The organism is Variovorax sp. R-27 (assembly GCF_049913215.1).
Classification (GTDB): Bacteria; Pseudomonadota; Gammaproteobacteria; order Burkholderiales; family Burkholderiaceae_C; genus Variovorax.
In genome coordinates, this window is the sequence record NZ_CP183984.1 from 6,040,497 (window position 1) to 6,065,992 (window position 25,496).

At 63.8% G+C, this 25,496-nt stretch carries 23 protein-coding genes; 10 read left to right on the forward strand and 13 right to left on the reverse strand.

All coding sequences use genetic code 11. From position 1 onward, the window contains the following. Window positions 1-109: 109 nt before the first annotated feature. On the forward strand, window positions 110-574 hold the full coding sequence (locus tag ACN9MV_RS28350; protein WP_426390471.1) for a hypothetical protein: 465 nt from the start codon (window positions 110-112) through the stop codon (window positions 572-574). 548 nt (window positions 575-1,122) lie between these two features. Here the strand turns inward: ACN9MV_RS28350 and ACN9MV_RS28355 are convergent. From ACN9MV_RS28355 to ACN9MV_RS28395, 9 genes are all read right to left on the reverse strand, one after another. Then, window positions 1,123-2,175 carry a hypothetical protein gene (locus ACN9MV_RS28355; RefSeq protein ID WP_426390472.1) on the reverse strand — a complete coding sequence of 351 codons (1,053 nt, stop codon included), beginning with the start codon at window positions 2,173-2,175 and terminating at the stop codon, window positions 1,123-1,125. Beyond that, window positions 2,172-3,647 (reverse strand): HlyD family type I secretion periplasmic adaptor subunit, encoded by a 1,476-nt coding sequence (locus tag ACN9MV_RS28360; protein ID WP_426390473.1) that lies wholly within the window; start codon window positions 3,645-3,647, stop codon window positions 2,172-2,174. Before ACN9MV_RS28360 ends, ACN9MV_RS28355 begins: the two co-directional genes overlap by 4 nt. Further along, a complete protein-coding gene (locus ACN9MV_RS28365; RefSeq protein ID WP_426390474.1) occupies window positions 3,644-5,899 on the reverse strand; it encodes a type I secretion system permease/ATPase in 2,256 nt (751 codons plus the stop codon). The genes ACN9MV_RS28360 and ACN9MV_RS28365 overlap by 4 nt, the downstream gene beginning before the upstream one ends. 544 nt (window positions 5,900-6,443) lie before the next feature. Next, window positions 6,444-7,292: a hypothetical protein gene (locus ACN9MV_RS28370; protein ID WP_426390475.1), complete on the reverse strand. Its 849-nt coding sequence runs from the start codon at window positions 7,290-7,292 to the stop codon at window positions 6,444-6,446. A gap of 66 nt (window positions 7,293-7,358) precedes the next feature. Next, entirely contained in the window at window positions 7,359-7,625 is a 267-nt protein-coding gene (locus ACN9MV_RS28375) for a helix-turn-helix transcriptional regulator (RefSeq protein WP_426390476.1), read from the reverse strand. A gap of 71 nt (window positions 7,626-7,696) precedes the next feature. Beyond that, a complete protein-coding gene (locus tag ACN9MV_RS28380; RefSeq protein WP_426390477.1) occupies window positions 7,697-8,668 on the reverse strand; it encodes a hypothetical protein in 972 nt (323 codons plus the stop codon). A gap of 5 nt (window positions 8,669-8,673) precedes the next feature. Further along, window positions 8,674-9,057 (reverse strand): helix-turn-helix transcriptional regulator, encoded by a 384-nt coding sequence (locus tag ACN9MV_RS28385; RefSeq protein ID WP_426390478.1) that lies wholly within the window; start codon window positions 9,055-9,057, stop codon window positions 8,674-8,676. Continuing rightward, window positions 9,026-9,388 (reverse strand): hypothetical protein, encoded by a 363-nt coding sequence (locus tag ACN9MV_RS28390; protein ID WP_426390479.1) that lies wholly within the window; start codon window positions 9,386-9,388, stop codon window positions 9,026-9,028. The genes ACN9MV_RS28385 and ACN9MV_RS28390 overlap by 32 nt, the downstream gene beginning before the upstream one ends. Before the next feature lie 269 nt (window positions 9,389-9,657). Further along, window positions 9,658-10,944 (reverse strand): tyrosine-type recombinase/integrase, encoded by a 1,287-nt coding sequence (locus tag ACN9MV_RS28395; protein WP_426390480.1) that lies wholly within the window; start codon window positions 10,942-10,944, stop codon window positions 9,658-9,660. A 191-nt stretch (window positions 10,945-11,135) separates the two neighbouring features. Between ACN9MV_RS28395 and ACN9MV_RS28400 the strand changes: the two genes are divergently transcribed. The 4 genes from ACN9MV_RS28400 (at window position 11,136) to ACN9MV_RS28415 (ending at window position 13,571) form a co-directional block, all read left to right on the forward strand. After that, on the forward strand, window positions 11,136-11,540 hold the full coding sequence (locus ACN9MV_RS28400; RefSeq protein ID WP_426390481.1) for a DUF2946 family protein: 405 nt from the start codon (window positions 11,136-11,138) through the stop codon (window positions 11,538-11,540). A 115-nt stretch (window positions 11,541-11,655) separates the two neighbouring features. After that, window positions 11,656-12,273: an SCO family protein gene (locus ACN9MV_RS28405; protein WP_426390482.1), complete on the forward strand. Its 618-nt coding sequence runs from the start codon at window positions 11,656-11,658 to the stop codon at window positions 12,271-12,273. Between the two features lie 33 nt (window positions 12,274-12,306). Beyond that, window positions 12,307-12,783: a copper chaperone PCu(A)C gene (locus ACN9MV_RS28410; RefSeq protein ID WP_093056659.1), complete on the forward strand. Its 477-nt coding sequence runs from the start codon at window positions 12,307-12,309 to the stop codon at window positions 12,781-12,783. Between the two features lie 335 nt (window positions 12,784-13,118). Next, complete coding sequence (locus ACN9MV_RS28415) at window positions 13,119-13,571, forward strand: hypothetical protein (RefSeq protein WP_426390483.1); 453 nt, start codon at window positions 13,119-13,121, stop codon at window positions 13,569-13,571. Window positions 13,572-13,789: 218 nt separating this feature from the next. On the opposite strand, the gene ACN9MV_RS28420 is transcribed toward ACN9MV_RS28415, so the two are convergent. After that, window positions 13,790-15,430, reverse strand: a complete 1,641-nt coding sequence (locus ACN9MV_RS28420) for a 3-(methylthio)propionyl-CoA ligase (RefSeq protein WP_426390484.1) — start codon at window positions 15,428-15,430, stop codon at window positions 13,790-13,792. 122 nt (window positions 15,431-15,552) lie between these two features. Between ACN9MV_RS28420 and ACN9MV_RS28425 the strand changes: the two genes are divergently transcribed. The 5 genes from ACN9MV_RS28425 (at window position 15,553) to ACN9MV_RS28445 (ending at window position 19,079) form a co-directional block, all read left to right on the forward strand. Beyond that, the gene (locus ACN9MV_RS28425) at window positions 15,553-16,224 is read left to right on the forward strand and encodes a nitroreductase (protein ID WP_426390485.1); all 672 of its coding nucleotides are present in this window, start codon (window positions 15,553-15,555) and stop codon (window positions 16,222-16,224) included. 38 nt (window positions 16,225-16,262) lie between these two features. Next, the gene (locus tag ACN9MV_RS28430; protein WP_426390486.1) at window positions 16,263-17,057 is read left to right on the forward strand and encodes a phosphodiesterase; all 795 of its coding nucleotides are present in this window, start codon (window positions 16,263-16,265) and stop codon (window positions 17,055-17,057) included. A gap of 64 nt (window positions 17,058-17,121) precedes the next feature. Further along, window positions 17,122-17,367 (forward strand): hypothetical protein, encoded by a 246-nt coding sequence (locus tag ACN9MV_RS28435; RefSeq protein WP_097197945.1) that lies wholly within the window; start codon window positions 17,122-17,124, stop codon window positions 17,365-17,367. A gap of 17 nt (window positions 17,368-17,384) precedes the next feature. Continuing rightward, entirely contained in the window at window positions 17,385-18,164 is a 780-nt protein-coding gene (locus ACN9MV_RS28440) for a helix-turn-helix domain-containing protein (protein ID WP_426390487.1), read from the forward strand. A 36-nt stretch (window positions 18,165-18,200) separates the two neighbouring features. Continuing rightward, complete coding sequence (locus ACN9MV_RS28445; protein ID WP_426390488.1) at window positions 18,201-19,079, forward strand: DMT family transporter; 879 nt, start codon at window positions 18,201-18,203, stop codon at window positions 19,077-19,079. 9 nt (window positions 19,080-19,088) lie between these two features. Here ACN9MV_RS28445 and ACN9MV_RS28450 read toward each other — a convergent pair whose 3' ends face one another. The 3 genes from ACN9MV_RS28450 to ACN9MV_RS28460 form a co-directional block, all read right to left on the reverse strand. Next, entirely contained in the window at window positions 19,089-20,258 is a 1,170-nt protein-coding gene (locus ACN9MV_RS28450) for a GGDEF domain-containing protein (RefSeq protein ID WP_426390489.1), read from the reverse strand. 59 nt (window positions 20,259-20,317) lie between these two features. Beyond that, window positions 20,318-21,496 (reverse strand): acetyl-CoA C-acetyltransferase, encoded by a 1,179-nt coding sequence (locus ACN9MV_RS28455; protein WP_093177357.1) that lies wholly within the window; start codon window positions 21,494-21,496, stop codon window positions 20,318-20,320. Window positions 21,497-21,598: 102 nt separating this feature from the next. After that, window positions 21,599-25,393 carry a patatin-like phospholipase family protein gene (locus tag ACN9MV_RS28460; RefSeq protein WP_426390490.1) on the reverse strand — a complete coding sequence of 1,265 codons (3,795 nt, stop codon included), beginning with the start codon at window positions 25,391-25,393 and terminating at the stop codon, window positions 21,599-21,601. Window positions 25,394-25,496: the final 103 nt, after the last annotated feature.

The following is a 25,496-nucleotide window of genomic DNA, read 5'->3' on the forward strand; positions in this document are numbered from 1 at the left end:
GCAGTGCCTTGGCGATATCGGTGAGCGGGATGTGGTCGGTGAACTCGCGGTGGAAATTGCTCGAGTCCAAATCGATGGCACCTGCAGAAAGGTTGGTGGATGCCACGCTGTGGGTTTCACCATTGCGCGTAAAGCTGGCGCTTTGCGCAATAAAGTTGCCGTTGATGGTCGTGCCTGCTTGGCTGCCACCGGTCGTGTTGGTGGTACTGCCGCTTACCCCAATTCGGGTGATGCCCAACTGATCCAGCGAGAAGAGTTCGCCCGCATCAGAGATTCCGTCCTGATCGAGATCGCGCCAGACTTTAACTTGACTCCAGGCGAAGTCCGCACCAGTGAAGTTGCCATCGGCGTTGCTATCCAAATCGGCCAAGGCGTCGAAGGCATTGGCTGCCTTCTCCCCGTTGCGCTTGACGGTGTCAACACCGAACAACTCTCGCCCGGTCTGGATATTGCCATTGCCGTCGAGGTCACGAACAAGGATACCGTCGTCAGAGCCAATCCAGCCGGTGCCCGTCTTGATGCCGTCGGCGTTGTGGTCGAACAGAACCGAGCCATCGGCAGCCTTCAGTTCTAGCCCATCACCATCCAGATCCAGCATCAGCGGATCGACAGGCTGCCGCCAACCTTTCGCGTCGCGATAGCACATGTTGGTGGAATCGTCGACATCGTGCCAGGATGGACCTTCTGAGGCGTCACCGGGAAGTGCTGGAGGACCCGGCACGTCCCACTGGAATCTTTCTATGGGATCAGGAAGCTCAGGTAAAGGTTTTTTATCAAAAATTGTTTTTGCGTTTTGCGCGCGCGCAAGCTCCATATCTTCTTCAAATGTTCGATCCTGTCTTCCTCTAAGATCTCTAATTCGATCAGAAAGCGCTTTCGCCATTTCTCGATCGGCATCATTTTTTATCCAATCAGATATGTCTTTTCTTCCAGCTGCCAGGGCATCGTCGGCGTTTGCGTAACGCCAATCATGATCTCTTGCTGCAGAATCAGTAGGATTGATTGGTGCAACACCGTAATCGCCTCTTTCACCCGGCTTCACAATTTCCCCACCTGTATAACCAGGCCCATAATAGTTTCCATATCGAATTGGAATATTCGATCCGATATGCCTATTCATATTTACTGGAGTTCCCATTTCCCATCCCTTTCTGAAAAAACGACATCAAGCGCGCATTTTTCCTCGGCATACCGAGTCAAATAAATACTTCTAATTCCATTTTCCCCGGAGGCTTTCGCGTGAAAAATGGCATACTCTCCGCTTGCAGAGATTTGAAGCTCTCGCAAATCGAACCATTGGCCAGGAACCACGCATTTTTGCAAGCCATTCGTCATTTCGACTGTTGCAAGATAACCGTGCCTTGTTAATTTCAGTTTGTGCCTCGCACACTGCAAAGGCGCAGAATCGGAGCAGAAAATCTCCCACACATCGTCCTCTTTAGCCAATCGCTCGGCTTCTGCTGGAACTTTCCCAGTTAACGCAAAAAAAGTTCTTGGAGATGTCCAATTCATGACGTACAAAGAATCCCCCGCCAAATTCATTCTGGACGATATTCGATTAGGAACTGAAAACAAGACTTTTTGCAAATTGCTTTTCTGGCGAACCCAAACACCCTGAGATGAGGTCTGTGCTGTTGCCTGAAAATACACATAGTCATCAACACCTATTTCCTTAGGAAGCCAGATCTCCTTGGATTCTCTATATATCACCTGCCGCTGATTTGTTTCGACATTGACTCGCGCCAAAGTGGTGAGATTTTCGATGCGCGATATCTCCAACAAATACTGCGCACTGGAGGAAAAACTGAGATGGCGAAGGTCAGCACGAACCGGAAATTCTCTAGTCAAAGAAAATTTTTCACTCTTTCGTTGCACAATTAGGGCATTTGGACTCTCAGTTTTCAGGCCTTGAATAACCAAAATCTTGGAGCCCAAAGGATCAATTGATAATTTTGTATTTTGCAAAATATATTGATAGTCATACTCCTCTTTCTGCGCCCAAGCAAAATCCCATTGCAAAAAGAGCATCACTGCAAAAATCAAATTCATCAAATTTTTTGCAAAGATTAATGGATTCATTGCCATGGCAAGTACGAATCGCCGCAATAAAATAGCAGTGCAGTACGCAAAATTAAGAGTACTAGTAAAGAATTTTTCACAATTCATGATGGTCATCTTTCCCTTAAGCCCTCACTTGTTGCCCGCTGAACAGGGCTTAACAAAAATTCAATAATCCGCCGCTTGCCCGTCTTGATCTCCGCTGTGAGGTTCATCCCCGGAGATAACTTGATTGGCCTGCCATCCACATCGATGGTTGTGTTGTTCAGGTTCAGCGTCACCGGGAAAATCGCCCCGCGCTTCTCGTCATTCACTGCATCCGCCGTCACGGTCTTGACCGTCGCGTTCACCGTGCCGTAGCGTGTGTACGGAAACGTCTCCAACTTGATCGAGGCTTCTTGGCTGGTGTTGACGAAGCCAATGTCCTTGTTGTCCAGCGTCACCTCGGCCGTTACCTGCGCGCCGTCGGGCACGATCACCATCAGCGGCTGAGCTTCCGTGACCACCCCGCCGTCGGTGTGCATGGCCAGTTGCTGCACCGTGCCTGCCACTGGCGCCTTGAGCGTGGTCAGCCGCTCACGCTGGCCGGCCTTCGCCAGATCTTGTGTGCCTTGCTGGCGCTTGAGTTCGGCAGCCGCTTCACGCGTCCGCAGGCTGTGCTTGGTCTCGGCGATGTAGGCAGTCCTTGTGTTCTCGCTCTCGCGCATCGTGGCGTTGGCTTCAGCCAAGCGGGCGCGCTGAGTTGCCAGGTCGCGCTCCAGCTCAATGCGCTCCCTTGTGCGGTCCTGGTTCGCATGACTCGACATGAAGCCCTGGTTGGCCAACTGATGGAAGTCGGCTTCTCTCTGTCTGGCAATCGGCACCGTCGTCTCAAGCTTGTTGACCATCTCGCGCACGGTCGCGATCTCCGCCTGGCGTCGGTTGATCTCGGATGCCGCCTTGGCGAGCTTGGCCGTGATGTCGCTCCACTCGTCACTCAGCTGAGCCTGCGTTGCGGCGATGTCGACATCCGTCCAGCCGGTGGGAATGCTCTTGCCCAGTTCCGGCACACGCGACAGTGCTGACGCGTTGAGTGCCTGCAGCAACGCCCGCGTGCGCAGCACTTCCGACTGCATCGATTTCAACTGCTCGTCGATGCTGGTCTTGTCCGCATTCGCAGTCGTGGGGTCGAGTTCGACCAGCGGTTGCCCGGCCTCCACATGATCCCCGTCCCTCACCAGCACCCGCTTGACCACGCTCACCTCCAGCGGCTGGATGACCTTTGTGCGCTCGCTCACGATGATCTTCCCAGGCGCGACGGCGACGATGTCGATCTGCCCGAAGATGGACCAGGTCAGCGCAATGAGGAAAAGCGCAATCAGCGCGTAGGCCAGCCGTCTGGGCGCCGGGTGGACAGGGGTGTCCTGCAGGCTCAGGGCCGCCGGCAGGAAGGCTGCTTCATCGGACAGGCGCCGCGGCCCCGCCAGTTCATGGCGGTGCTTCCAGGTGGCCTTGAAGATCGCGCGGTAGCGCCCCAGGAGTTCGAGGACCGGATGACGAACGCAGGGTGCATTGGCCGCAGGTGCCGTGGTCGAGACATCCGTTGTCATACCGTCGCTCCCGCACCAGCCCCTGCCGCATCCCCTTCGGTCGGAAGCCCGCCGTCCTGCATCGCCCACAGGTGGGCATAGATGCCCTTGGGCCTGGTGAGAAGGCTCTCGTGCGTACCGCCTTCGACGATCCGCCCCTTGTCCATCACGATGATGCGGTTGGCATGCCGCACGGCGCTGAGCCGGTGGGCGATGATGAAGACCGTCCTGCCCTTGCAGATGTGCGCCATGTTCCGTTGCACGATGGCCTCGCTCTCGTAGTCGAGCGCGCTGGTGGCCTCGTCGAAGATCAGGATGCGTGGATGGGTGAAGAGCGCGCGCGCGATGGCGATGCGCTGGCGCTGCCCACCCGAGAGGCTCGCCCCCTGCTCGCCGACCATGGTGTCGTAGCCCTCGGGCAACTCGCTGATGAATTCGTGCGCACCGGCTAACTGGGCTGCATGAATCACGGCATCGAGCGGCGCCGCCGGATCGACGACGGCGATGTTCTCGCGCACGCTGCGGTTGAAGAGCGTGTTCTCCTGCAGCACCACGCCCACCTGTCGTCTGAGCTGTGCGGCGTCGATCAGGCTAATGTCGATGCCGTCGACCAGGAGGCGCCCCTGCTCGGGGCTGTAGAGGCGCTGCACGAGCTTGGTGAGCGTGCTCTTGCCGGAGCCCGAGCGCCCGACGATACCGATGACTTCGCCGGGTCGCACGTCGAGGCTGACGCCGTTGAGCACCGGAGCCGCTTCGGGGCGGTAGCGGAAGGTCAGGTTGTCCAGCGTGACGCGGCCCTTGAGGGCGGGCAGTTGCGCAGCGGTGCTCGGCGCCACTTCGGTGCGGGTGTTCAGGATGTCGCCGAGCCGAGCCATGGAAATGCCGGTCTGCTGGAAGTCGGTCCACAGTTGGGCCATGCGCATGATGGGCTGGCTCACACGCTGCGCGAACATGTTGAAGGCTACGAACTGGCCGACGGTCAAATCGTTGTTCATCACGAGATGGGCGCCGTACCAGAGGGTGGCGGCATTGACGAGCTTGCCGATGAGGTTGACGCCTTCGTGCGCCCAACTGGCAAGGTTCTGGGTCCGGAAGCTGGCCGAGACGTAGGCGGCGAGCTGGTTGTCCCAGCGGCGCCCGAAGGCGGGTTCGAGCGCGGTGGCTTTGACGGTCTGGATGGCGCTGACGGTCTCCACCAGCATGGCCTGGTTCTCGGCACCGCGCGCGAACTTCTCGTCCAGGCGCCGGCGCAGAATGGGCACGACAGCGAGGCTCAGGCCGAAGTACAACGGCATGCTCACGAGCACGATCAGGGTCAGGGGCACGCTGTAGAACAGCATGACCGCCACGAAGACGATGGAGAAGACGACGTCGAGCAGCACCGTCAGCGCGTTGCCGGTGAGGAAATTGCGGATGTTCTCGAGCTCGCGCACGCGGGCGACCGAGTCACCGACGCGTCTTGCCTGGAAGTAGGCCAGTGGCAGTTGCACGAGGTGGCGGAACAGACGCGCGCCGAGTTCGACGTCGATGCGGTTGGTGGTGTGGCTGAAGACGTAGCTGCGCAGGCCATTGAGCAGCGACTCGAAGATGACGACGACCACAAGGCCGATGACGAGCACGTCGAGCGTGGTCACCCCGCGGTGCACGAGCACCTTGTCCATCACGACCTGGAAGAACAGCGGGCTGACCAGCGCGAAGAGCTGCAGGATGAAGGAGATGAAGAGCACCTCGCCCAGCAACTTGCGGTGCTTGACGAGACTGGGGATGAACCAGGAGAAGTCGAACTTGGCGAGTTCGCCCGCGAGACTGGCGCGGCTGGTGATGAGGATGAGTTCGCCGGTCCAGTGGGCGGCGAAGACGTCCAGGGGTTCGATGACGGGGCGCGCGGTTTCTGCGGTCGGGTCTTGCAGCAGGACGCGCTGGGCATCGCATTGGGCGAGGATAACGAAGCGTTCGCTGCCGTCTTCGTTGCGCAGAACCGCCAGCGCGGGCAACGGTGTCAGGGAAAGGCGTTCAGCCGTGGTGCGGGAAGACTTGGCCTTGAGGCCCAAGTGCTTGGCCGCGCGCAGCAGCGTGGAAGTGTCGACGGGCTCGGAAGGCGTCAGGCCCAGTTGGTGCGCCAGCAAAGATGCGTCGGCTGCGATCTGATGGAAGCGAGCGACGGTGCAAAGCGCAATAAGCGACGGATTCGCCGCAGCCGCTCCGCCAAGGGCTTTTTGCGGCGGCACGCCACCCTCTCCGTGCACTTGCACGGTTGTCTCCCCCACTCCCATTTCGATCCCTCATCAGGCTTTTATTGAAACATTAAGATACCTGATCACGGGCTGACTAACAATTGCAATATCACGACACACTTTGGTGTTACTTTGGCTAAATTGATTCCAAAGTTCCAATTTGGAAGGACTGCCAATTCATTGCGCAGACTGCTCCTGGAAGCGTTGTCCTTAGGCGTTGATTGACTGAAAGAGGACCTCATCCAACGCCGAGTACCTGCTCGTGTCAAGGATCACACTGCCGCGGCGGTCCTTCTTGCGCGGCGCTGACCTGCTCTCTCGCAATGCCATCGACTGAGCTATCAGTGATCGCTCATCTTGGTCAATGCCCCATGCTGCGGTAGGGCAAGGGCAAGGTTTCTTGTGCACAGTAGACGAGATTCACTTAACCCCCTTAGGCCAATCTCCGAACAGTCTGAGGTCGCGGTTCGAATTACCCGTAACGCATACCTCTGCGGAAGGACCCGTGCCGTTGGTCTGCCTGCCCGACACCTCGTTTAGCGCAACAGCACGCTCGCGAGGCCGCCGCTATTGAAGCCCTCACTCACGCGCATTCGGTCTCCGCTGCTTTCTCAGCGGCGCGCTTGACCCGTGCAGTGAACGCGAGATAGCTCTCGCCTTGCCCCACCGAGAACGCCGCTTCGTCCCATGCAGTGAGGCCGAGGGCGCACGCCTTCGCATCGATACCGCTGCGCGTCTGGTCCCACGCGACATCAGAAAAATCGGGACTCTGGCCGATCTCCCTCGCTTCCCGCACCAGGCGCGTCACGATGGCAAGCAGGTATGCCATCCCTTTCGGCGGACTTGCCTTGACGCAGACCTCCGCGGCCTGCTCAAAGATCTCCACGCCGACACCTGCCTCGACCAATTCGCGCAGCTTCGGATCCGACGGGGTCACGTCAGTCACGCCCTTGGCCCGGATGGCCTTGCAAACAGCAGCCACTTTCGTTGAGATCCGGGCTTCACGCTCCGCACTGGCCGTCGCGTCCGACGTCGTTCTCTGCGTCTCGTTCTCCCCCTCGGCTGTGGGTGCCGCGATAGGCAGGCCTCGACGACTGCGAGAGGCTTCGCCGCCAGTGGCCGCATTCCCGGTCTCGCGCTCCCGCTGCCGACGCTTTCTTTCCGCGCCTCCCTCGTCTTCGCGCTCCCTCTTGGGCTGACGCCGCTCCCAAGCCACCAGACGGCCCGTCTCTTTGGAGATCAGCCCCTTGTCCTGCATGAGTCCGTAGACCCGCTGCGCGACACCTTCCTCCACCTCGAGGTAAAAGTCCATCGATTCGAAGTCCGGCACCCCGGGATTACCTCGGTCCTCGGACATGCTCGCCGCCTCCAGCAGATGGCCCCAAATGGCGATCACCTGCGCCATGGACACGCCAGCCTTCTTGGCGATCAAGCCGAGCTTCGGATCGGTGACCGTCCCGTGATGCCATCTGAACCAATGCATATCCGCCATGACGCGTCAGACCTCCGATGCCTGCGTCTCGGTGAGCTTGGGGGATCGTGCATTCACGCCGTTCGCCGAGTCGACCTGCTCGACGATCCAGGCATCGATGGACGACTTGAGCCACACAGTGCATCGCCGGCCCAAGGACACGCTGCGCGGAAAGGCGCCGGCTGACATGCGCGCGTAGATCGCGCTCTTCTTCAGACACACGCGACGCTCGACCTCCTGGATGCGGAGAAAGCGATCTCCTGGCGCTGCTTTGAGGACGGGTGGGGCTTGCATGTGGACAGATTCGGAATTGAACATGGAGCGAGGATCGCGCAGTAAAGCTGACATCGACAAGGCAAGCGATGTCACCTCGACACCATCTCCAGATCGGCTGCGCAACGGCCTTCAGGCACCCTCGCTTCGCGCTCGACCGCCTCCTTGACGCGCCGCAAATACGCCGGCCAGTGCTCGTGATCGGGACCGAGGTTGAACTCGCGCCACCGCCCGATGCCAAGCGCTTCGGCCTTGGCATCGATGCTGGCCCGGCTTTGGTCCCAGGCAGCCTGCGGCATCCCCGGTCGCTCGCCGATGTCCACAGCCTCCCGCAACTGGCGCTCCACAATGCCAAGCAGGTATTCCACACTCTTGGCGGGGTGCGCCCTGGTGCAAATCTCGGCGGCCTGCACGAAGGTCTCCACGCCGACGCCTTTGTCGATCAGCGCGCGCAGCTTCGGATGCGACGGGCTCACATCGGTCACTCCCTTGGCCCTGATTGCCCGGCAGACGGTTCCCGCTTTCGTGGAGATTTGAGATTCCTCGCCCCCCACTTCCCCCGCTTGCGGGGGGTAGGGGGGTGTTTTCTTATCTCTTCTCCTCTCCTCTCCTCTGGGCGTGACTTGGCGGGACGTGGCGTGACATGGCGTGACACTGATCGATTCGGTGTGACCTGCGCTCACGCCAGCCGTCACGCCCGAGGCTTCTCGCTCCCGTTGTTTGCGCTTTCTGTCCGCGCTGGTCTCGTCGTCGCGCTCACGCTTGGGTTGTCGCCTCTCCCATGCGGCAAGGCGCCCTGTGTCGCTGTCGATCAAGGCCCGGTCCTGCATGAGCCCGTACACGCGCGCCGTGGCGCCCTCATCCACACCGAGAGCGAAGTCGATAGATTCGAAGTCCGGTGTGCCCGGATGGCCGCGCTCCTCGGATGCGCTGGCCGCCTCCAGCAAGTACGCCCAGATCGCGATGACCTCGGCCACAGACGTGCCCGCCTTCTTCGCGATCAACCCGAATTTCGGATCGGTGACCGTCCCGTGATGCCACCGGAACCAATGCATGTCCGCCATAGCGCTCAACCCCTCCGAGCTTGATTTGCGCCATGGGCTGCGGGCGAAACGGCCAGGGTATTGGCCCTCTCGATCTGCTCGTCAATCCATCCGTCGATGGAAGACTTCAGCCACACCGTGCATCGACGGCCCAACGAGATGCTTCGCGGGAATGCGCCGGTTGCCATGCGCGCGTAGATCGCGCTTTTCTTCAGACACACACGGCGCTCGACCTCTTGAATCCTGAGAAAGCAGTCGCCTGGCGCGACTTTGAGAGGGGTTGGCGACTCCATGCGGACGGTTTCGGAAGTGAACATGGGATAAGGATCACCCAGAGGAGGTGACATTGAGGAGGCCCAAGATGTCATCACCGGCTCCTCATCCATGGCGGCGTGCGCTGTCCAGCGCATCGCATTGGCGCTCGATCTGAGCGCTGAGCAGTCCCAGCGACACCGACATGAGCCGTTCCAGCGCGCCGCGGTGGCATGCGTTGAAGAAGGGCGCAGGGCTTGCGTCGGAACAAGCCGCTTCGCGCCGGTCTTCGTCCCAGGAAAGCAGTTGGGCGAGCATGTGGGTGCCCTGCAGCACGTCGCGCGCATCGTTGAGGAATTCGGCGAGCCGTTGCTGGGGCAGGCTCAGCCCTTCCCCGCGAACCCATTCGAAGGGTTTGAATTGAGCGGTGGGGCGATAGCTCGCGAAAGAGCCGCTGGCGTCGGCGCCAGCGTGAGAAGAATCGGCCATGGGCCTCCAAGCAGGTTCAGTTTGCTAAACCACTGCTCCGAGACCAATCGGGGCGGTGGCTCGACGAGTTGGTCTACCGGGAACCCGCTTGCGCGAACCGGCCAGGCTTGCGCCTGCTCGTCGAACCACCAAAAAAGGGGCGCGAACGAAAAAGCCGCAGACCATGTGCGGTGACTGCGGCTTTCGTCGCAGCGGATTCATCGGGAGACCAATCCCGGCCTCGCTCATCACGAGGCAGATTCCAATGTACGCCGTCTCGACCGCTCCCGTCAAGCTGCGCGCAGCTTCACCACGTCGGCACCACGGCGCAATTCATCGAGGTAGTCGGCCCATTTCTGCATCATCGAAAAACGTTCCACGCGAAACTCTGTGCGGTTGTAGGCGCGGCCGAGACTGTCTTTGACGGCATGTGCGAGCTGGGCCTCGATCACCGATTCGTCGACGTTGAGGCGCTCCGCCAGGATGGTGCGGGCGGTAGCCCGAAACCCGTGGGCGGTTACCTCGTCTTTGCCGAAGCCCATCGCACGCAGCGCGGCGTTGATCGCCGCATCGCTCATCGGGCGTTCGTGGCTGCGCTCTCCCGTGAACACGTAGGCGCTGCGCCCCGTGAGTGGGTACAGATCGCGCAAGGCCTCAACGGCCTGCGTTGCCAGGGGCACCAAGTGGGGGGCGCCGTGCAGCTTGCCGACCTTCTTTCGCTTCATGCGCGCGGCAGGCACGGTCCACAGCCCGGCGTCGAGGTCGATCTCTTCCCACTTCGCATGCCGAAGCTCGCCCGGACGCAGCAAGACCATGGGGGCCAGCTTCAGTGCAGTCCGCACAACGTGCGTCCCCTTGTAGCCATCGCAGGCGCGCAGCAGCTCGCCCAGGCGCTTGGGGTCGGTGATGGCCGGAAAGTGCTGCACGAGTGGCTTGCGCAAGGCATCCTTCAGGTCACGGGCCGGATTGCTCGTCGCGCGGCCTGTGGCGACGGCGAAGCGGAAGACCTGGCCGCAGTTCTCCAGCGCGCGGTGTGCGGTTTCGACCACGCCGCGAGACTCGATGCGACGGATAACCGCCAACAGCTCAGGCGGGTCGATCTGCGAAATGGGTCGCGTGCCGACGTAGGGGAACACGTCGTTCTCCAGCCGGCCGATGATCTTGACGCCGTAGCTGTCGGCCCAGTCGGCGCGGCGCACCTCGTACCATTCGCGCGCGACGTGCTCGAAGCTGTCGAGCACAGGCAGGCCCGCCTCGGCGCGTGTCGCAGCTTCACGGGCCTGGACATGCGCAGCACGGACGGCCTTTCTGGCCTCGCTGGGATCGATGCCTTGGGCCACTTTCCTGCGGGCATCCTCGGCGCGCTCGCGGGCCAGGCCGATCCCGATGGTGGGGTAGGTGCCAAGCGAGAGCGTTTTGCGCTTGCCGGCGATGCTGTAGTCGAAGCGCCATCCGTGGGCGCCGCCGTTCACGAAGAGCAGGATGTAGAGGCCATCGCCGTCGGAAATGCGCCTGCGCGGATCGCCGGGTTTGATGGATCGAAGGGACGTGTCGGAACCGATTAGATTGCGTGGCATAGTGAGCTTTCAGGTGCAGTAACTGATGCAGGAACTCAGATTCACACCCGGACCAAATTCTAGGGTTGGCGCGGCTTCCAAGGCGTCTTTCGATCCAGTGAAGAGCCACCAACAAAACGAAAAAGCCTTGTGAGTCAACGACTTACAAGGCTTTTTTCTTTGCCGGGCATGCTGACCGATAATCCGCGCCGATGCTCGCGCCTTCCCTCGCCACACCGAACCCGCCCGCCGCCCGCGCGGGCTTGCGGCGTCCGGGCGTGGGCCTGATCCGCTGGGTGCTGCTGTGGTTCGCGCTGTCGCTTGGCGTGGCCATCGCTTCTCCGGTCGTACATCCGCAGACCGTGGAATTGGTCTGCTCGAACGCCGGTTCGGTGAAAGCCATCGTGCACACCGACGACGGCGCACAAGAGCTGGGCGCGGGCCACATGGACTGCCCGCTGTGCGTGCTCAACGGCGCTCCACCCGCAACGACGCCAACTGTCGAGCTGCCCGTGCTCATGCCGCTGGCCCGCGCAGTCCAGCCGATTCCGTCCGCGCACATCGCCGCGGTCACCGCAGCGCCCCTGCCGGCGCGCGGGCCTCCTTCGCTCTCCTGACGCTTCTTCAGTTCTTGCGCGCGTGATGCTGCCGCCTCGGTCGAGGCTCGCTCGTCGCGTGCGTTCCTGCAATGAATTCGTCGGCACACGCACCCGTGCCGAAGAGAGCTTTTCCATGATCCACACACCCCATCCAACAAGGCGATTCCTGCTGCTGTCCGCCGGTAGCCTCGCCGCGCTCACGACCCTCGCAGCCTGCGACAAGGTGCTGCCCGCCAGCTTCAACGGCGTCGACATCACCGGCGCCAGATACGCGCAGGATTTCCGTTTGACCGACGCGGACGGCCATGAACGCACGCTGGCCGACTTCAAGGGCAAGGCGGTGATGATGTTCTTCGGCTTTACCCAGTGCCCCGACGTGTGCCCCACAGCACTCGTGCGCGCGGCAGAGATCAAGCGGCTGCTCGGTGCCGACGGCGAGCGCCTTCAGGTGATCTTCGTCACCGTCGACCCCGAGCGCGATCTGCCCGTCGTGCTCAAGGCCTACACGCAGGCCTTCGACCCCAGCTTCATAGGCCTCTATGGCGACATGCAGCGAACCAGCGAGACCGCGAAAGACTTCAAGGTGTTCTACAAGAAAGTGCCCACGGGCTCCTCGTACACCATGGACCACTCGGCCTTCAGCTACGTGTTCGACCCGAAGGGAAAGATCCGCCTCGTGCTGCGCCACGAACAGAGCGCGGAGGAATGCGCGCAAGACCTCCGCCAGATTCTTCAGACCGCATCCGCCTGACTTCCATCGTTTCAACTCCAGGAGATTTCATCCATGAAAAACCCCATCGCACGCACCCTCCTCATCGCCATCGCCACATTGCTCGCCGCACACGCGCACGCCCAGGTCACCATCAAGGACGCGTGGGTGCGCGCCACCGTGCCGCAGCAGAAGGCCACCGGCGCGTTCATGCAGCTCAGCGCCGCGAAAGACACCAAACTGGTCTCGGCCAGTTCGCCCGTCACGCCCATCGTTGAGGTGCACGAAATGGCCATGCAGGACAACGTGATGCGCATGCGCCAGATCCCTGCGCTCGACCTGCCCGCCGGCAAGACCGTCGAGCTCAAGCCCGGCGGCTATCACGTGATGCTGCTCGACCTCAAGCAGCAGGTGAAGGAAGGCGACACCGTGCCGCTCACGCTGGTGTTCGAAGGCAAGGACGGCAAGCGCGAATCGGTCGAGGTGAAGGCGCCGGTGCGGGCGCTCAATGCCTCTGCGCAACCCGCGGGGCACGGCAGCCACAAGCACTGAGGAGCGAATGCGTCGAGGGTCGGCCGCGCCAACGCAGCCGATCCTGAAACCCCAGAACCCGGCCAGAGGAAATACCCTGTTTCGGTGATGGCGCTCGACCGGCCGTCCTACAAGAATTGTTGACAAATATTCACAATTCACACCCTTCTCGACCAACACCCTCGCGGGCTGGATTGGTCCGGGGCGCATGAGTTGTCCAGGAAGTCGGGGGCGTTCTTGCTTGCCCCTGCTTTGGCTGGACGGCATGACGCGGCATGAGGGCCGAGGGATACGTAGACAGGGGATCTTCGGTGCCGCTCAGTTACCTTCTTCATTTGGAGCATGCTCGCCTGCCGATGCACGTGACGGACGCGCAGGACGTGCGACGCGTTTCCGTCCTGAAAGCAACCGGCCTGATCGAGGCCGCCATCGACCCGGCTTTCGACACCGGGGGCAGCTACAGGCTGGCGCAGGCGGCGCTGGTGGTCTGCATCACCGACGAGGGGCATGCCGAGATCGACAACCTGCGCGGTCGCAACGCCAGCAACACCGACGCACCACCGAAGCCGGCACGCACGGGCATCGAACCGATGCACTACCTGCGCATGATCGAACGTTCGACATTCCCGCTTCGCGTGGACGACGCGCAGGAGATCAACTGCATCGAGGCGCTGAAGCAGGCCGGGTTCGTCGATGCCGCGATCAGCCCGGTGCTGGCGTGGAAGGAGAGCCGCGAGCCGCAGGAGCTGGCGGTGATCCGGCGCATCACACCGTTCGGGCGGGCTCAGTTGGCGCGGGGCACCAGCTAGTTTCGCGGTGTCTAGTTTTCGGAGAGAGTCGATGCCGGCTGCCCCTCCTGTTTGTATACATACGCGCCCACCCTATGCCTTTCGGCCTCCCCCATCGAAGGGCTGCCTATTCAACAGGCAACGTGATGGGAAGCCACGCCAATCCTCGCTTCGCCTCTGCGCCTCCACCCACAACTCACAGAGTTGTCCACAGAAAAATCTAACAAGTCATCAAACCGTCAAACAGATGTCGTCGCAACGTAACCTTTGAACTGCTCGCGTAGCTTGGTCTTCAGCAGCTTGCCGGTGGCTGTATGCGGCAGCGTGTCGACGAAGACCACGTCTTCCGGTAGCCACCACTTCACGACGCGCTGCGCGAGGAAAGTGAGCAGTTCCTCGCGAGTGACTTCGGCGCCAGCACGCTTCACCACGATGAGCAGCGGACGCTCCTGCCACTTCGGATGCGCGATGCCGATCACCGCCGCTTCGGCCACGGCCGGGTGCATGCTCGCGGCGTTCTCCAGGTCGATGGAAGAAATCCATTCGCCACCCGACTTGATGACGTCCTTCGCGCGATCGACCAGTTGCACGTAGCCGTCTTCGTCGATGTTGGCGACGTCGCCGGTCGGAAAGAAACCTTCGGCGTCGAGCACCGGGCCGCCCTCGCTCTTGAAGTAGCCGCTCGCAATCCACGGGCCGCGCACGTGCAAATGGCCGAAGGCCTTGCCGTCGTGCGGCAGGCGCTGGCCGTCCTCGCCGACGATCTTCAGCTCCACGCCCCACACGCCGCGGCCCTGGCGCATCTTCACGCGCATCTGTTCTTCTTTCGGCATCGACAGGTGCTTGGGCAGCAGGTTGCCGATCACGCCGATGGGGCTGGTCTCGGTCATGCCCCAGCCCTGCACGAAGTCGGCGCCGAAGTCGCGCTCGAAGCGTTCGATCATGCTGCGCGGCGTGGCCGCACCACCCACGCCGATGCGCTTGAGGCCGATGGCGCGCGTGTCGATTTCGGGGTGCGCGTCGAAGTACTGGAACAGCATGAGCCAGATGGTCGGCACGGCCTGCGAGAAGCCGACCTTCTCGTCGCGCATCAGCTCGTACAGGCTCTGGCCGTCCATGTGCGGGCCGGGCATGACGAGCTTCATGCCGGTCATCGCGGCTGCATATGGCATGCCCCATGCGTTGGCGTGGAACATGGGCACCGCGAGCAGCAGCGTCATCTGCGAGTTGACGCCGAAGGTGTCGGGGGCGCACTCCATCAGCGAGTGCAGCACGGTCGAGCGGTGCGAATACAGCACGCCCTTCGGGTTGCCGGTGGTGCCCGAGGTGTAGCAAAGCGACGAGGCAGTGCGCTCGTCGAACTCGGGCCAGGCGTAGCTCTCGCTCTGCGCGCCGATGAGCTCGTCGTAGCACAGCAGGTTGGGCACGTCGATGGCGGGCATGTGGGCGCGGTCGGTCATCGCGATGAAGGCGCGCACCGACTTCAGGCCGGGCGCGAGCTTCTCGACCAGCGGAGCGAAGTTGGCATCGAAGAACAGCACCTTGTCTTCGGCGTGGTTGACGATGTAGTCGACCTGCTCCGGAAAGAGCCGCGGGTTCACCGTGTGCAGCACCGCGCCAAAACCCGACACGCCGAAGTACAGCGCCAGGTGGCGATAAGTGTTCCACGCGAGCGTGCCCACGCGGTCGCCGGGTTCGATGCCCAGCGTCGTCAGCGCGTTGGCCACCTGCTTGGCGCGGCGCTGTATCTCCGCGTAGTTGGTGCGATGCACCGGCCCCTCCACCGTGCGACCCACGACTTCGGCGTGTGGGTGGAAGGTGGCCGCGTGGTCGATGAGTGACGAGATCAGCAGCGGGCGGTCTTGCATCAATCCGAACATGTTTTGTCTCCTGTACGCTGGGGCGATGCTAGGCAGCCGCCACTCAGCGCCGCATCGTCGGAACGGACGATTGAGGTCGTTCGAGGGTTGCCCCTAGCATGGCCTTTCAAGAGGACTTTTGCATGAACGTTCAGGACGCGATCGCCACCCGCCGCTCGGTGCGCGACTTTCTCGACACGCCGGTGCCCGGCGACGTCATCCGCCGCGTCGTCGAGCAGGCGCTGCGCGCGCCTTCCGGCGGTAACCTGCAGCCATGGCATCTGCATGTGGTGGGCGGAGAAAAACTCGCCGAGCTCAAGGCGATCATGCGCACGCGCGTGCAGGAGGCGCCCACCGGCGAAGGCAGCGAGTACGACATCTACCCGCGCGAGCTTGCAGCGCCGTATCGCGACCGCCGCTTCGCCGTGGGCGAGGCAATGTATGCGCGCCTGGGCATTCCGCGCGAAGACAAGGCCGCGCGCCGCGAATGGTTTGCGCGCAACTACCAGTTCTTCGGCGCGCCGCTCGCGCTGTTCTGCAGCGTCGACCGCCGCATGGGCCCGCCGCAGTGGTCCGACCTGGGGATGATGCTGCAGAACGTGATGCTGCTGCTGCGCGGCGAAGGGCTCGACAGCTGCCCTCAGGAGTGCTGGGCGATCTATCCGCAGACCATCGGCCAGTTCATCGCGCTGCCGCCCGAGCGCATGCTGTTCACGGGCATGTCCATCGGCTATGCGGACCGCACCCGGCCGCTCGATGCGCTGGTGACCGAGCGCGCACCGCTGGCCGACGTGGCCGAGTTCGTCGGCATCTGAGTCCACCGGAGGGAACGGATCGTGCTTGATGATGCGGCATGCTCATCGCACAGATCTCCGACCCCCACATTCGCCCCGCCGGCCAGCTCTACCAGGGCGTGGCCGACTCGAACCGCATGTTCGAGGAAGCCATCGACCACCTGCACGCGCTCGACCGCAAGCCCGACCTGGTGCTGCTGACCGGTGACCTTGTCGACGACGGCCGGCCCGATGAATACGCACAGGTGCGGCACCTGCTCGCGAAGCTGACGATTCCGTACCTCGTGATTCCCGGCAACCACGACCACCGCGAGAACTTTCGTGCAGCCTTCGTGGACCACGCGTACCTGCCGGCCGAGGGCGCGCTGCACTACTGCATCAACGACCATGCGGTGCGCATCGTGGCGCTGGACTCGTGCATTCCCGGGCTTCACCATGGCGGCATCGATGCGCAAGGATTGGCGTGGCTGCAGCGCACGCTCGAAACCGATCGCATCAAGCCAACGCTGCTGATGCTGCATCACCCGCCCTTCATGAGCGGCATTCCCTACATGGATACGTACCGCTACATGGACACGGCGCCGCTAGAAGCCATCGTGCGCAGCGCCTCCAACATCGAGCTGGTGCTGTGCGGCCACGTGCACCGCACCATGCTGCGGCGCTGGGCAGGCACGGTTGTGTGTTCATGCCCGAGCAGCACGACCGAGATCGCGCTGCAGCTGGCCGCCGATGCGGCGCCGGCCTCCTTCATGGGCCGGCCCGGCTGCATGCTGCACCTGTGGAACCAAGCGCACGGCATGGTGAGCCATGTCAGCCACATCGGGAAGATGCAAGGGCCTTACCCATTTGCGTGAGACCGGGGCTCAGCATCCCTTCAGGCAGAGCGGACAGAATCCGGCAAATCGACAAGGAGACGTGATGCAAAAGCAACCCTACTGGTTTCCCGCCAAGCGCTACGGCTGGGGCTGGGGCCTGCCCAACTGCTGGCAAGGCTGGGCGGTGATGGCCGTGTACGGCCTGCTGGTGGTGACGGCTGTGTTGTCCATCCGCCCCGAACGGGAACCCCTGCTGTTCTTCGCGGCCCTCATGGGCCTGACCATCGCGCTTGTCGCCGTCTGCTGGATCAAGGGCGAGCCACCGCGCTGGCGCTGGGGCGAAAAGTAGTCGACGGCCATCCAGTCATGCCACAGGAACGCACTCTCCTCTACACCGGACACGAGTTCATGGTCGAGCACGTGCGCGCCCACGCGCACCAGGGGCCTGACTGGAGCAGCCCCTACACGCTGGAATCGCGGCGCATCATTTTCCCGGTGGGCCGTACGGTGCTCGATGTACGCACAGGCAACGGCACCTGGCTGGTCGACGGGCTCACCGCCATGCAGTTCTGCGACGCCATGGTCTATCAGTTGCGGCCGGTGGCACACGCGGCCCGACACAGCATGGTCGTGAGCCGACACCGGCCGTCTCACACCGATGCGGCACCTGTGTTCTGCCTGCTGTCACCACGGTCGCTGTACCGGGTTCATGCGGCACAGCGGCAACTGCGTGCGGGCGATGCAGGTGCGGATGCCATCACTTCACTGGTCGATGAACTCGGCATGTCGCGCCGGCAACTGCCACTGACAGGCGCGGTCGCGCGCGCAAAGCGGCTGCTCGCGGAAACCGCCGACCGGGAGGTGAAGCTCCCGATGCACGAAGTCGCCGACGCAGTCTCGCGCTCGCCATTTCATCTGGCACGCAGCTTCCGGCAGCAGACTGGCCTGAGCCTGCATCAGTACCGCCAGCACCTGCGGCTCGCAGCAGCCATGGAGCGGCTCGTCGATGGCGACAGCGACCTTGCGGGCATCGCGCACGACCTCGGCTATTGCAGCCAGAGCCACCTGGGCGCGGTGTTCCGCCGCGAAGTGGGCGTGACGCTGGGCGAAGCCCGCCGCGTGCTGGCCGGCAGCGCACGAATTTGATAGCCGTCGCGCGGCGCGGTCGCGAGACTCGCCGCGATGATGGATCGCAACCTTTCTGCAGGCCTGCTCGCCGCGCTGGCCGCAGCCTTCATCGGCAGCGCCTGGCAACTCGTCTCGCGCCACGGCGTGACCACCACGCTCGGGCCGATGGAGCTGGCGCTGATGCGCTACGGCATTCCGGCGCTGCTGCTCGCGCCGCTGTGGTTCGGCAGCAAGCGCATCGCGCCGAAGGCCTCGCCGCTGGTGCTCGCGCTGCTCGTCATCGGCGGCGGCCTGCCCTTCGGACTGCTGGTGCTGGCCGGCGCGCAATGGGCGCCTGCGAGCCACATGGGCATCTTCATGGCGGGCAGCCTGCCGCTCTTCACCGCCATCGGCGCATGGCTTCACAAGAGGCAGAAGGTCGAGGGCCTCAGGCTTGTCGGGCTGGCCTGCATTGCCATCGGCATGGCACTGTTCGCTGCGGGGAGCTTTCGCGGCGGCTCGCTCGACTGGCGCGGCGATCTGCTCTTTCTTGCGGCGGCCATGCTGTGGGCCGTGCACTCGCTCGCGTTCGCGCACTGCGGGCTCACGCCGTGGCAAGGCGCGGCGTTCGTGAACGGGTGGTCGGCGCTGATGCTGTTGCCTGTGATGCTGATCGTCGGTGCACCGCGACTGCTCAGCGTGCCATGGCCCGATGTCGCGCTGCAGGCCACGACGCAAGGTGTGGGTGCAGGAGTGCTTGGGCTGGTGGTCTACATGGTGGCCGTCGCACGGCTCGGCGCGCCGCGCGCGTCGCTCTCGGCGGCGCTGGTGCCAGTGCTGACCACGCTGGGCGCGGCGGCCTGGATGAACGAACCGATCACCGGTGCGGTGCTGCTGGCCCTGGCGCTGGTGGTGCCGGGGATCGTGCTGGCCAGCGGTGCGGTGCGGCGCTGACAACAACCCTCAGGCAGCCGCAATCACCTGATCCCGCCCCATCGCCTTCGCGCGATACAGCGCAGCATCAGCCAGCGCCAGCACGTCGTCAACGCCAATGCTGCCCGTGCCGCTCTCGCTGGCCGCCACGCCTATGCTCACCGCCATCGAGCCGACGGCAGCCATCGGCGAATCGGCCGGGAACGGTTCGTCGATGTTCTGCTTGAGGCGCGCGGCGATATCCATCGCCTCGGCCTTGCCCACATCGGGCAGCAGCACCACGAATTCTTCGCCGCCGTAGCGCCCGAGCAGGCCCTTGTCGCCGATGGCGCGCTGCATGCGGCCGACGGCCTCGCGCAGTACCGCGTCGCCCATCTGGTGGCCGAAGCGGTCGTTGATGTCCTTGAAGTGGTCCAGGTCCACCATCAGCAGCGCCATGCGCCGGCGGCCCGAGGCGAACACGGCGCCGCAGGCGTCCAGCACCGCGCGCCGGTTGAGCGCGCCGGTGAGCGGGTCGCGCGTGGCCAGGTATTCGAACTCGGTGTGCACCCGGTCGGTGGCCATGAGGATGACGGCGATGGACAGCAGCAGCACGGTGAACGAGTACATGCTGATGTAGAGCGACTGGATCCAGGTGCCGTCCATCAGGCTGCTGCCAGCCAGCCCCGCCACCACCGACAAGAAGCGCAGGCCGGCCACCAGCGCCTGCGCCAGCAGCAGCCCGATCATCAGCCGCTTGCCGAACACCCGGCCCTCGTGGCGCATGTACAGCTGGGCGTGGAAGAAGAACAGCGCCGACACCGCCAGGGTAATGAGCAGCAGGCGGGTCTCGAAGTCGGGCTTCACGCTGCTGAACCAGAACATGGCCAGCGCCAGGCAGCCGTTGAGCACCGTCCAGCCCCGGGTGTCGCGGCGCCCGAGCAGGAACTTCTGGCTGCCCGCGTAGTACAGGATGCAGGCCTGGTACAGCACGAAGTTGGCGACGACGATCGTGAGGAAGTCCGGAAAGAAGCCGCGCGCCGCAAACAGCATGGTGCTCACGAATGCCATGAGCGGCGCCTGGGACCACTCGTCCAGCCCCTGGATGGTGGCCGGGTAGCTGCGCCGCATGAAGAACACAACCAGCGCCATCACAACGCCCATGAGCCCCGCAAGAATGATGACGGAGCGGGGATCGAGGATGGCTGGCAGGGCGCCCATGGGGCCCGATTATGTTGGCATCGCCGATCCGGGCGCCCCGCAGCGCAGGCGCGCCGCGCTCAGAGCCGCTCGACGATGGTCACGTTGGCCATGCCGCCGCCTTCGCACATGGTCTGCAGGCCGTAGCGCTTGCCGCGCTGGCCGAGCGCGTGGACCAGCGTGGTCATCAGCTTGGTGCCCGAGGCGCCCAGCGGATGGCCCAGCGCGATCGCGCCGCCGTTCACGTTCAGCCGGGCCGGGTCGGCGCCCAGCGCCTGCAGCCAGGCCAGCGGCACCGGTGCGAAGGCCTCGTTGACTTCGTACAGGTCGATGTCCTCGATCTTCATGCCCGCCTTCTTCAGCGCGCGCTGCGTGGCGGGCAGCGGTGCCTCCAGCATGATCACCGGGTCGTGCCCCATCACGCTCATGTGGTGGATGCGCGCGAGCGGCTTCACGCCCAGCGTCTTCAGGCCGCGCTCGTTCACCACCATCAGGCCGCTCGCGCCGTCGCAGATCTGGCTGGCGGTGGCGGCGGTGCAGCGCCCGCCTTCGGCAATGAGCTTGACGGCCGCAATGCTCTCCAGCGTGGCGTCATAGCGGATGCCCTCATCGGTGGTGTGCAGCTCGCCGGGCTCGGTGCCGTCGGCCATGCGCACCGCAATCGGCACGATCTCGCGCTCGAAAAGGCCGGCCTGGGTGGCGGCAATGGCGCGCCTGTGGCTTTCGAATGCGTAGCGGTCGAGCTCGTCTTTCTCGATGCCGTAGTTCCTGGCGATCATCTCGGCGCCGGTGAACTGGCTGAACTGGATGTCGGGGTAGCGTTGTGCCATGAGCGGGCTCACGTAGAAGCCCAGGCCGTTCTTCAGCGGCAGCGTGCTGGGCATGCCCATCGGCACGCGCGTCATGCTTTCCACGCCGGCGGCGATGACGATGTCCATGCTGCCCGACATCACGGCCTGCGCCGCGAAATGCAGCGCCTGCTGCGACGAGCCGCACTGCCGATCGACCGAAGTGGCCGGCACAGATTCGGGCAGCTTCGACGCCAGCACCGCGTTGCGCGCGATGTTGGAAGACTGCTCGCCGGCCTGGTCGACGCAGCCCATGATGACGTCTTCGACCAGTGCGGGGTCGGCGTCGGTGCGCTCCACCAGGGCGTTGAGCACCTGCGCGGCGAGGTCGGCCGGGTGCCAGCCGGCAAGGCGGCCGTTGCGGCGGCCTCCGGCGGTGCGTGCGGCGGCGACGATGAATGCTTCGGGCATGGGGAGTTCTCCAATGGGGTCTGGGGTTTGGAGAATTGTTGGCCCCGTGCCGCGGCGCAGCGTCGTCGGAACGGACGATTTTGGACTCCCGCTTTCCGTCCCCTACTTCGCGGGAAGTGATGCCGAGGTCGGAATCCAGACCTCGACGGTGCGATTGCTCGGCTTGAGTCGGGGGGACAGCTGCTCCACGAGCCAATTGGGATAGCCCACCTCGCGAAGCAGCGCGTAGGCACAACCGATCGACGCCTTGTCGTGATAGCGCACCGTGGGCTGGCTCACCTGCCTCGGCGGCGGGAGGCTGTTCTTGCGCGCCGACTCCGTGACGTCTTCGATCGGCGGCACGCTGGCGCCTATTTGCTGCCAACGCTCACGATAGGTACGTACGCTGTCTCTCTGGCTGCCGTCGTAAATCTGGATGTAGACCCTCTCGCCCTTGCAGGACTCGCTCCTCGCGGCCTCGCTGCGAGGCGTCGCAGCGGGAGCGACTGGCGCTGGTGGTGCAACAGAAGGCGACGATGCGGCAGATGCGGGCGACGACGCAGCTGGTGCTGGTGGAATCGCGGCAGGAGAAACCGCCGGCGGCGGGGCCCCGGCTGGCGTCGCCTCTACCTTGGGACATGCGCGTCGCGCGCCAAGGTCGTTCGACTCCGGCGCTCCTGCATCCTTCCCGGACAGCGAAGCGCTTTGATCGTCGGCCTCTCCGTAATCAGCCAGATACCGATTGCGGGCTTTAAGCAATTCGGCGCGGAATGGACTGCAAAGGTGCATGCCATCGAGCGGCGCCACGGCCGAATAGTCATAGCCCCAATAGCGCGGCAGCGGCTCCTTGGAGGTCTTGCCCGGCTCCTGCTTGAGGCAGACGGCAAGCCTGCTCTGCGCCTCCGGATGCTCTGCCTCCACAAGCCCCTTGCAAGCGCGAGAAAAGACATAGGGCACCACCTTGCGGCACTCGCTGAGGGTGTCGGCGTAGATGCGCCTGGCCAGCTCGGAGCGCTTGAACCAGTCCACCTCGCCAGCCGGGCACAGCGTGTCTGCGGTCTTGAGAAGCTCGCTGGCCAGCGCCTCGAGCTGGGGGGCGACCTGCGTCGGCCTGGCATTCGCAGGAAGAGCCGCAGGCAGCTTGCTCCAGAGATCGCTCAGTTCATCGAGCGCCTTGCGCTCCCTGTCCACGCGGCTGGCGCTCCCCACCTTCACACTGTCGATCGCCTGCCAGGCGGACACCCCCAGCGTCGCCGCCGCGCCCAGCCCGATCGACGCACCCACCGCCGTTGCGCCCACGCTGCCGATGATGCGCCCGCGCGCCGCTTTCTCGTCGCCGTTCAGCGCAGCGCCCGACAGGGCCACCGAGCAGTCGTCCGGCACGAAATGCACCGGCTCGTTCTTGACGCAGTCCGCGCGCAGAGCCTCGATGAATGCCGGGCTCAGGTCCTGCGCCAGGACCTGCCCGAGCCGGAAGTAGCTCTCCCATTGCGCTTCCGAGAAGAACTGGTCGGCGGTCGTTTCCTGGGGAAAGGTTGGCGCTGCCCGCTTGAAGTTCTGAAGATCGATGGGCAGGCCCTTGCACATGTTCGGCTTGACGATCAGCAGGATTCCGCGCTCCCGCTTCAGCTTCGGCCCCACCTCCACAACCCCGTCCCTGTCGGAGTAATTGATCCGGGCCACCGCCAGGCAGGCATTGCTCGCGTTCGAGGCCAGCTCCTGCAGCGAGCCGAATGCGTGCAGCGCACCGTAGAAGCCCGGGGGCTCCGACGCCAGCCCGCGCGGAACCTCGCCCGGCAATGCCCGCCGGGGCCGCAGGAACTCGATGTCGGCCTGCAAGTCGATGCGTGCCTTGCGCACCAGGTTTTCGACATCGCCGAAGGTGTAGTCGGGGTCGGCTCCGCAATCCACCACGACGATGACTTCCGCGCGTTCCGAGAGCAACGCGTAGGCGCCGGTGTTCTCGAAATGCCCGCCATCGGTCATGAACCAGTCGCGGCCCTCCTTGCCCTCGAAGATCGCCAGCGTCTCGCGCATCAGGCCCCACGACTTGGTCAGGAAATCCGACCAATGCTTCTTGTCTTTCTCCGGCTGGCGCCACCAGTAGCCCAGCCGCACGCCCGCGAACACGAGCAGTGCAGCCACCCCGCCGCGCGTGAGCTTGCCCAGGCCCGGTGCCACAGCGGCACCCGACACCGCCATCCAGCTGCCGAGCGTCATCGGCGTGTCGCTGCCTTTCAGCTCTTTCCACTCTTCCTGCCCCACCCGCATGAAGCCGCCCGATGCCACGGTCAACGACAGGCCGCGGCGGTCCTGGTTGAAGAGCTGCCCCCTCGGGTCCTTGGTCTGGTTGAGGCACACATTGAGCAGGTGGACCGGTCCTCCAGGGGCCTGCGGCTTGTAGTGCGCAAGATCGGCGTCATCGTCCGCAACGATCGTGTTGACCGAAGCGGTGTCCAGGTTTGGCGGGAACACGGCCGGCACGGAGTCCAACGCCCCCAGAACCCCGTACGCGCCCTGCGCCGAAGGTTGGCCGAAACGCTGCGCGTTGGCCGCACCCAGATAGCTGCGGATCAGCCGTGCCCGGTAGAAGGCATGCAGCGACGAGAGGTTCAGGAACGCCGGCGTCTTGCCCGTGCACCAGAGATAGCTCACGACCGGCACCAGCAGCAGCCCCCAGATGTGCCATGCATCGGAAAAAGCCAGGTCCTGGCGCGGCACGAACAGCCCGCCCAGCACGGCCTTGTACACCAGCGACACCCACCACGCGAACAGCAGGAAGGCCAGCAAATAGCCCAGCAGATGCGCAATGGCCATGAGGGCCTTCGACGTCGACCGCCCCGGCACCAGGTTCGACGCCAGCGGCAGCACCGCACGCAACACTGCCGCTGCCATCGCGAGATAAATGCCCGCACTCGCCAGCCCGATCTGCTGGAACGCCACATGCCATGCGAGCCGATCGGCCAGACCGACCGCCAGCACGACGATCAGCACGCGAAAACTGAAGGCGAGCTTGTTCGTCAGGAGGTTGCGCGCCTTGTCGGACTGCGGCTGGTGCGTGCCGCGGTCTTCGGACTCCGTCAACACGCCGTCCGCCAGGCGCACGGCAAAGAACCAGACGGCGATCAGCACGCCGAAACCGCTCCAGAGAAAGTTCCTGAGATCGTCGCCGGTCTCGCTGCGGACATCTCCGAATGTCAGGCCCAGCCCGAGCAGCAGGGCACTCGCGACCAGCACGGCCAGGCAGATCCTCCAGACGCCGCCTTGCTGGCGCGTGGCCTCCACCCACGGCACGGCCCAATAAGCCGACGCATGGACCAGCACGAACACTCCGACCACCGGCAGCGCCAGCCAGACCACCGGGGTCCACGACGGCAGCCACTCGGCCAGCCACTGGAAGTAGCCCGCGATGCCGGGCAGGTACCCCACTTCCGCCATGCCCCACCAGGCCACCAGATTCAGCGCTGCAAGCGCGAGCCCCGCCAGCACGGACACCAGGCCCAGTTCCACGTGCACGCCGAGCAGATTGCGCAGGTACAGCGCCACCGCGAAGGTGCGGTCGAGCGGCCCGCGCGGAATCAGGTAGCGACCGTTGGCGCGCAGCCACCAGATGAACCAGCTCGACCCTGCCTTGCCGACTTCGTCCTGGATGCGATCGAGATCCGCGCGATTGCGCGCCCTGCTGAAGAGCCGCCCGAGCATGGAGGCTGCATAGCCGCCGCCCGACACCGAGGACATCAGGTCGAAGCGCAGCAGCGCCCCTCGCCGCGCGAGCGCGCTGAAGACGCCGAGGCAGAAAGTTGCGCTGCGGATGCCACCGCCCGAAAGCGCAAGCCCCCACTTCCGGGTCGAACCTGTCAAAGCGGGATCGCCCAGCGCGTCGCGTCGCCTGGTCACCTCTTCGTCGATAGCGCTCATCGAATTCCCCTCCAGTGGCACCTGGTACGGCCGATGCATCGCCCGGCCATGCTGCCTCTGGCTGCGAATTCAATCGGAAGGTGCGCGCCTGCACATCCCCCAT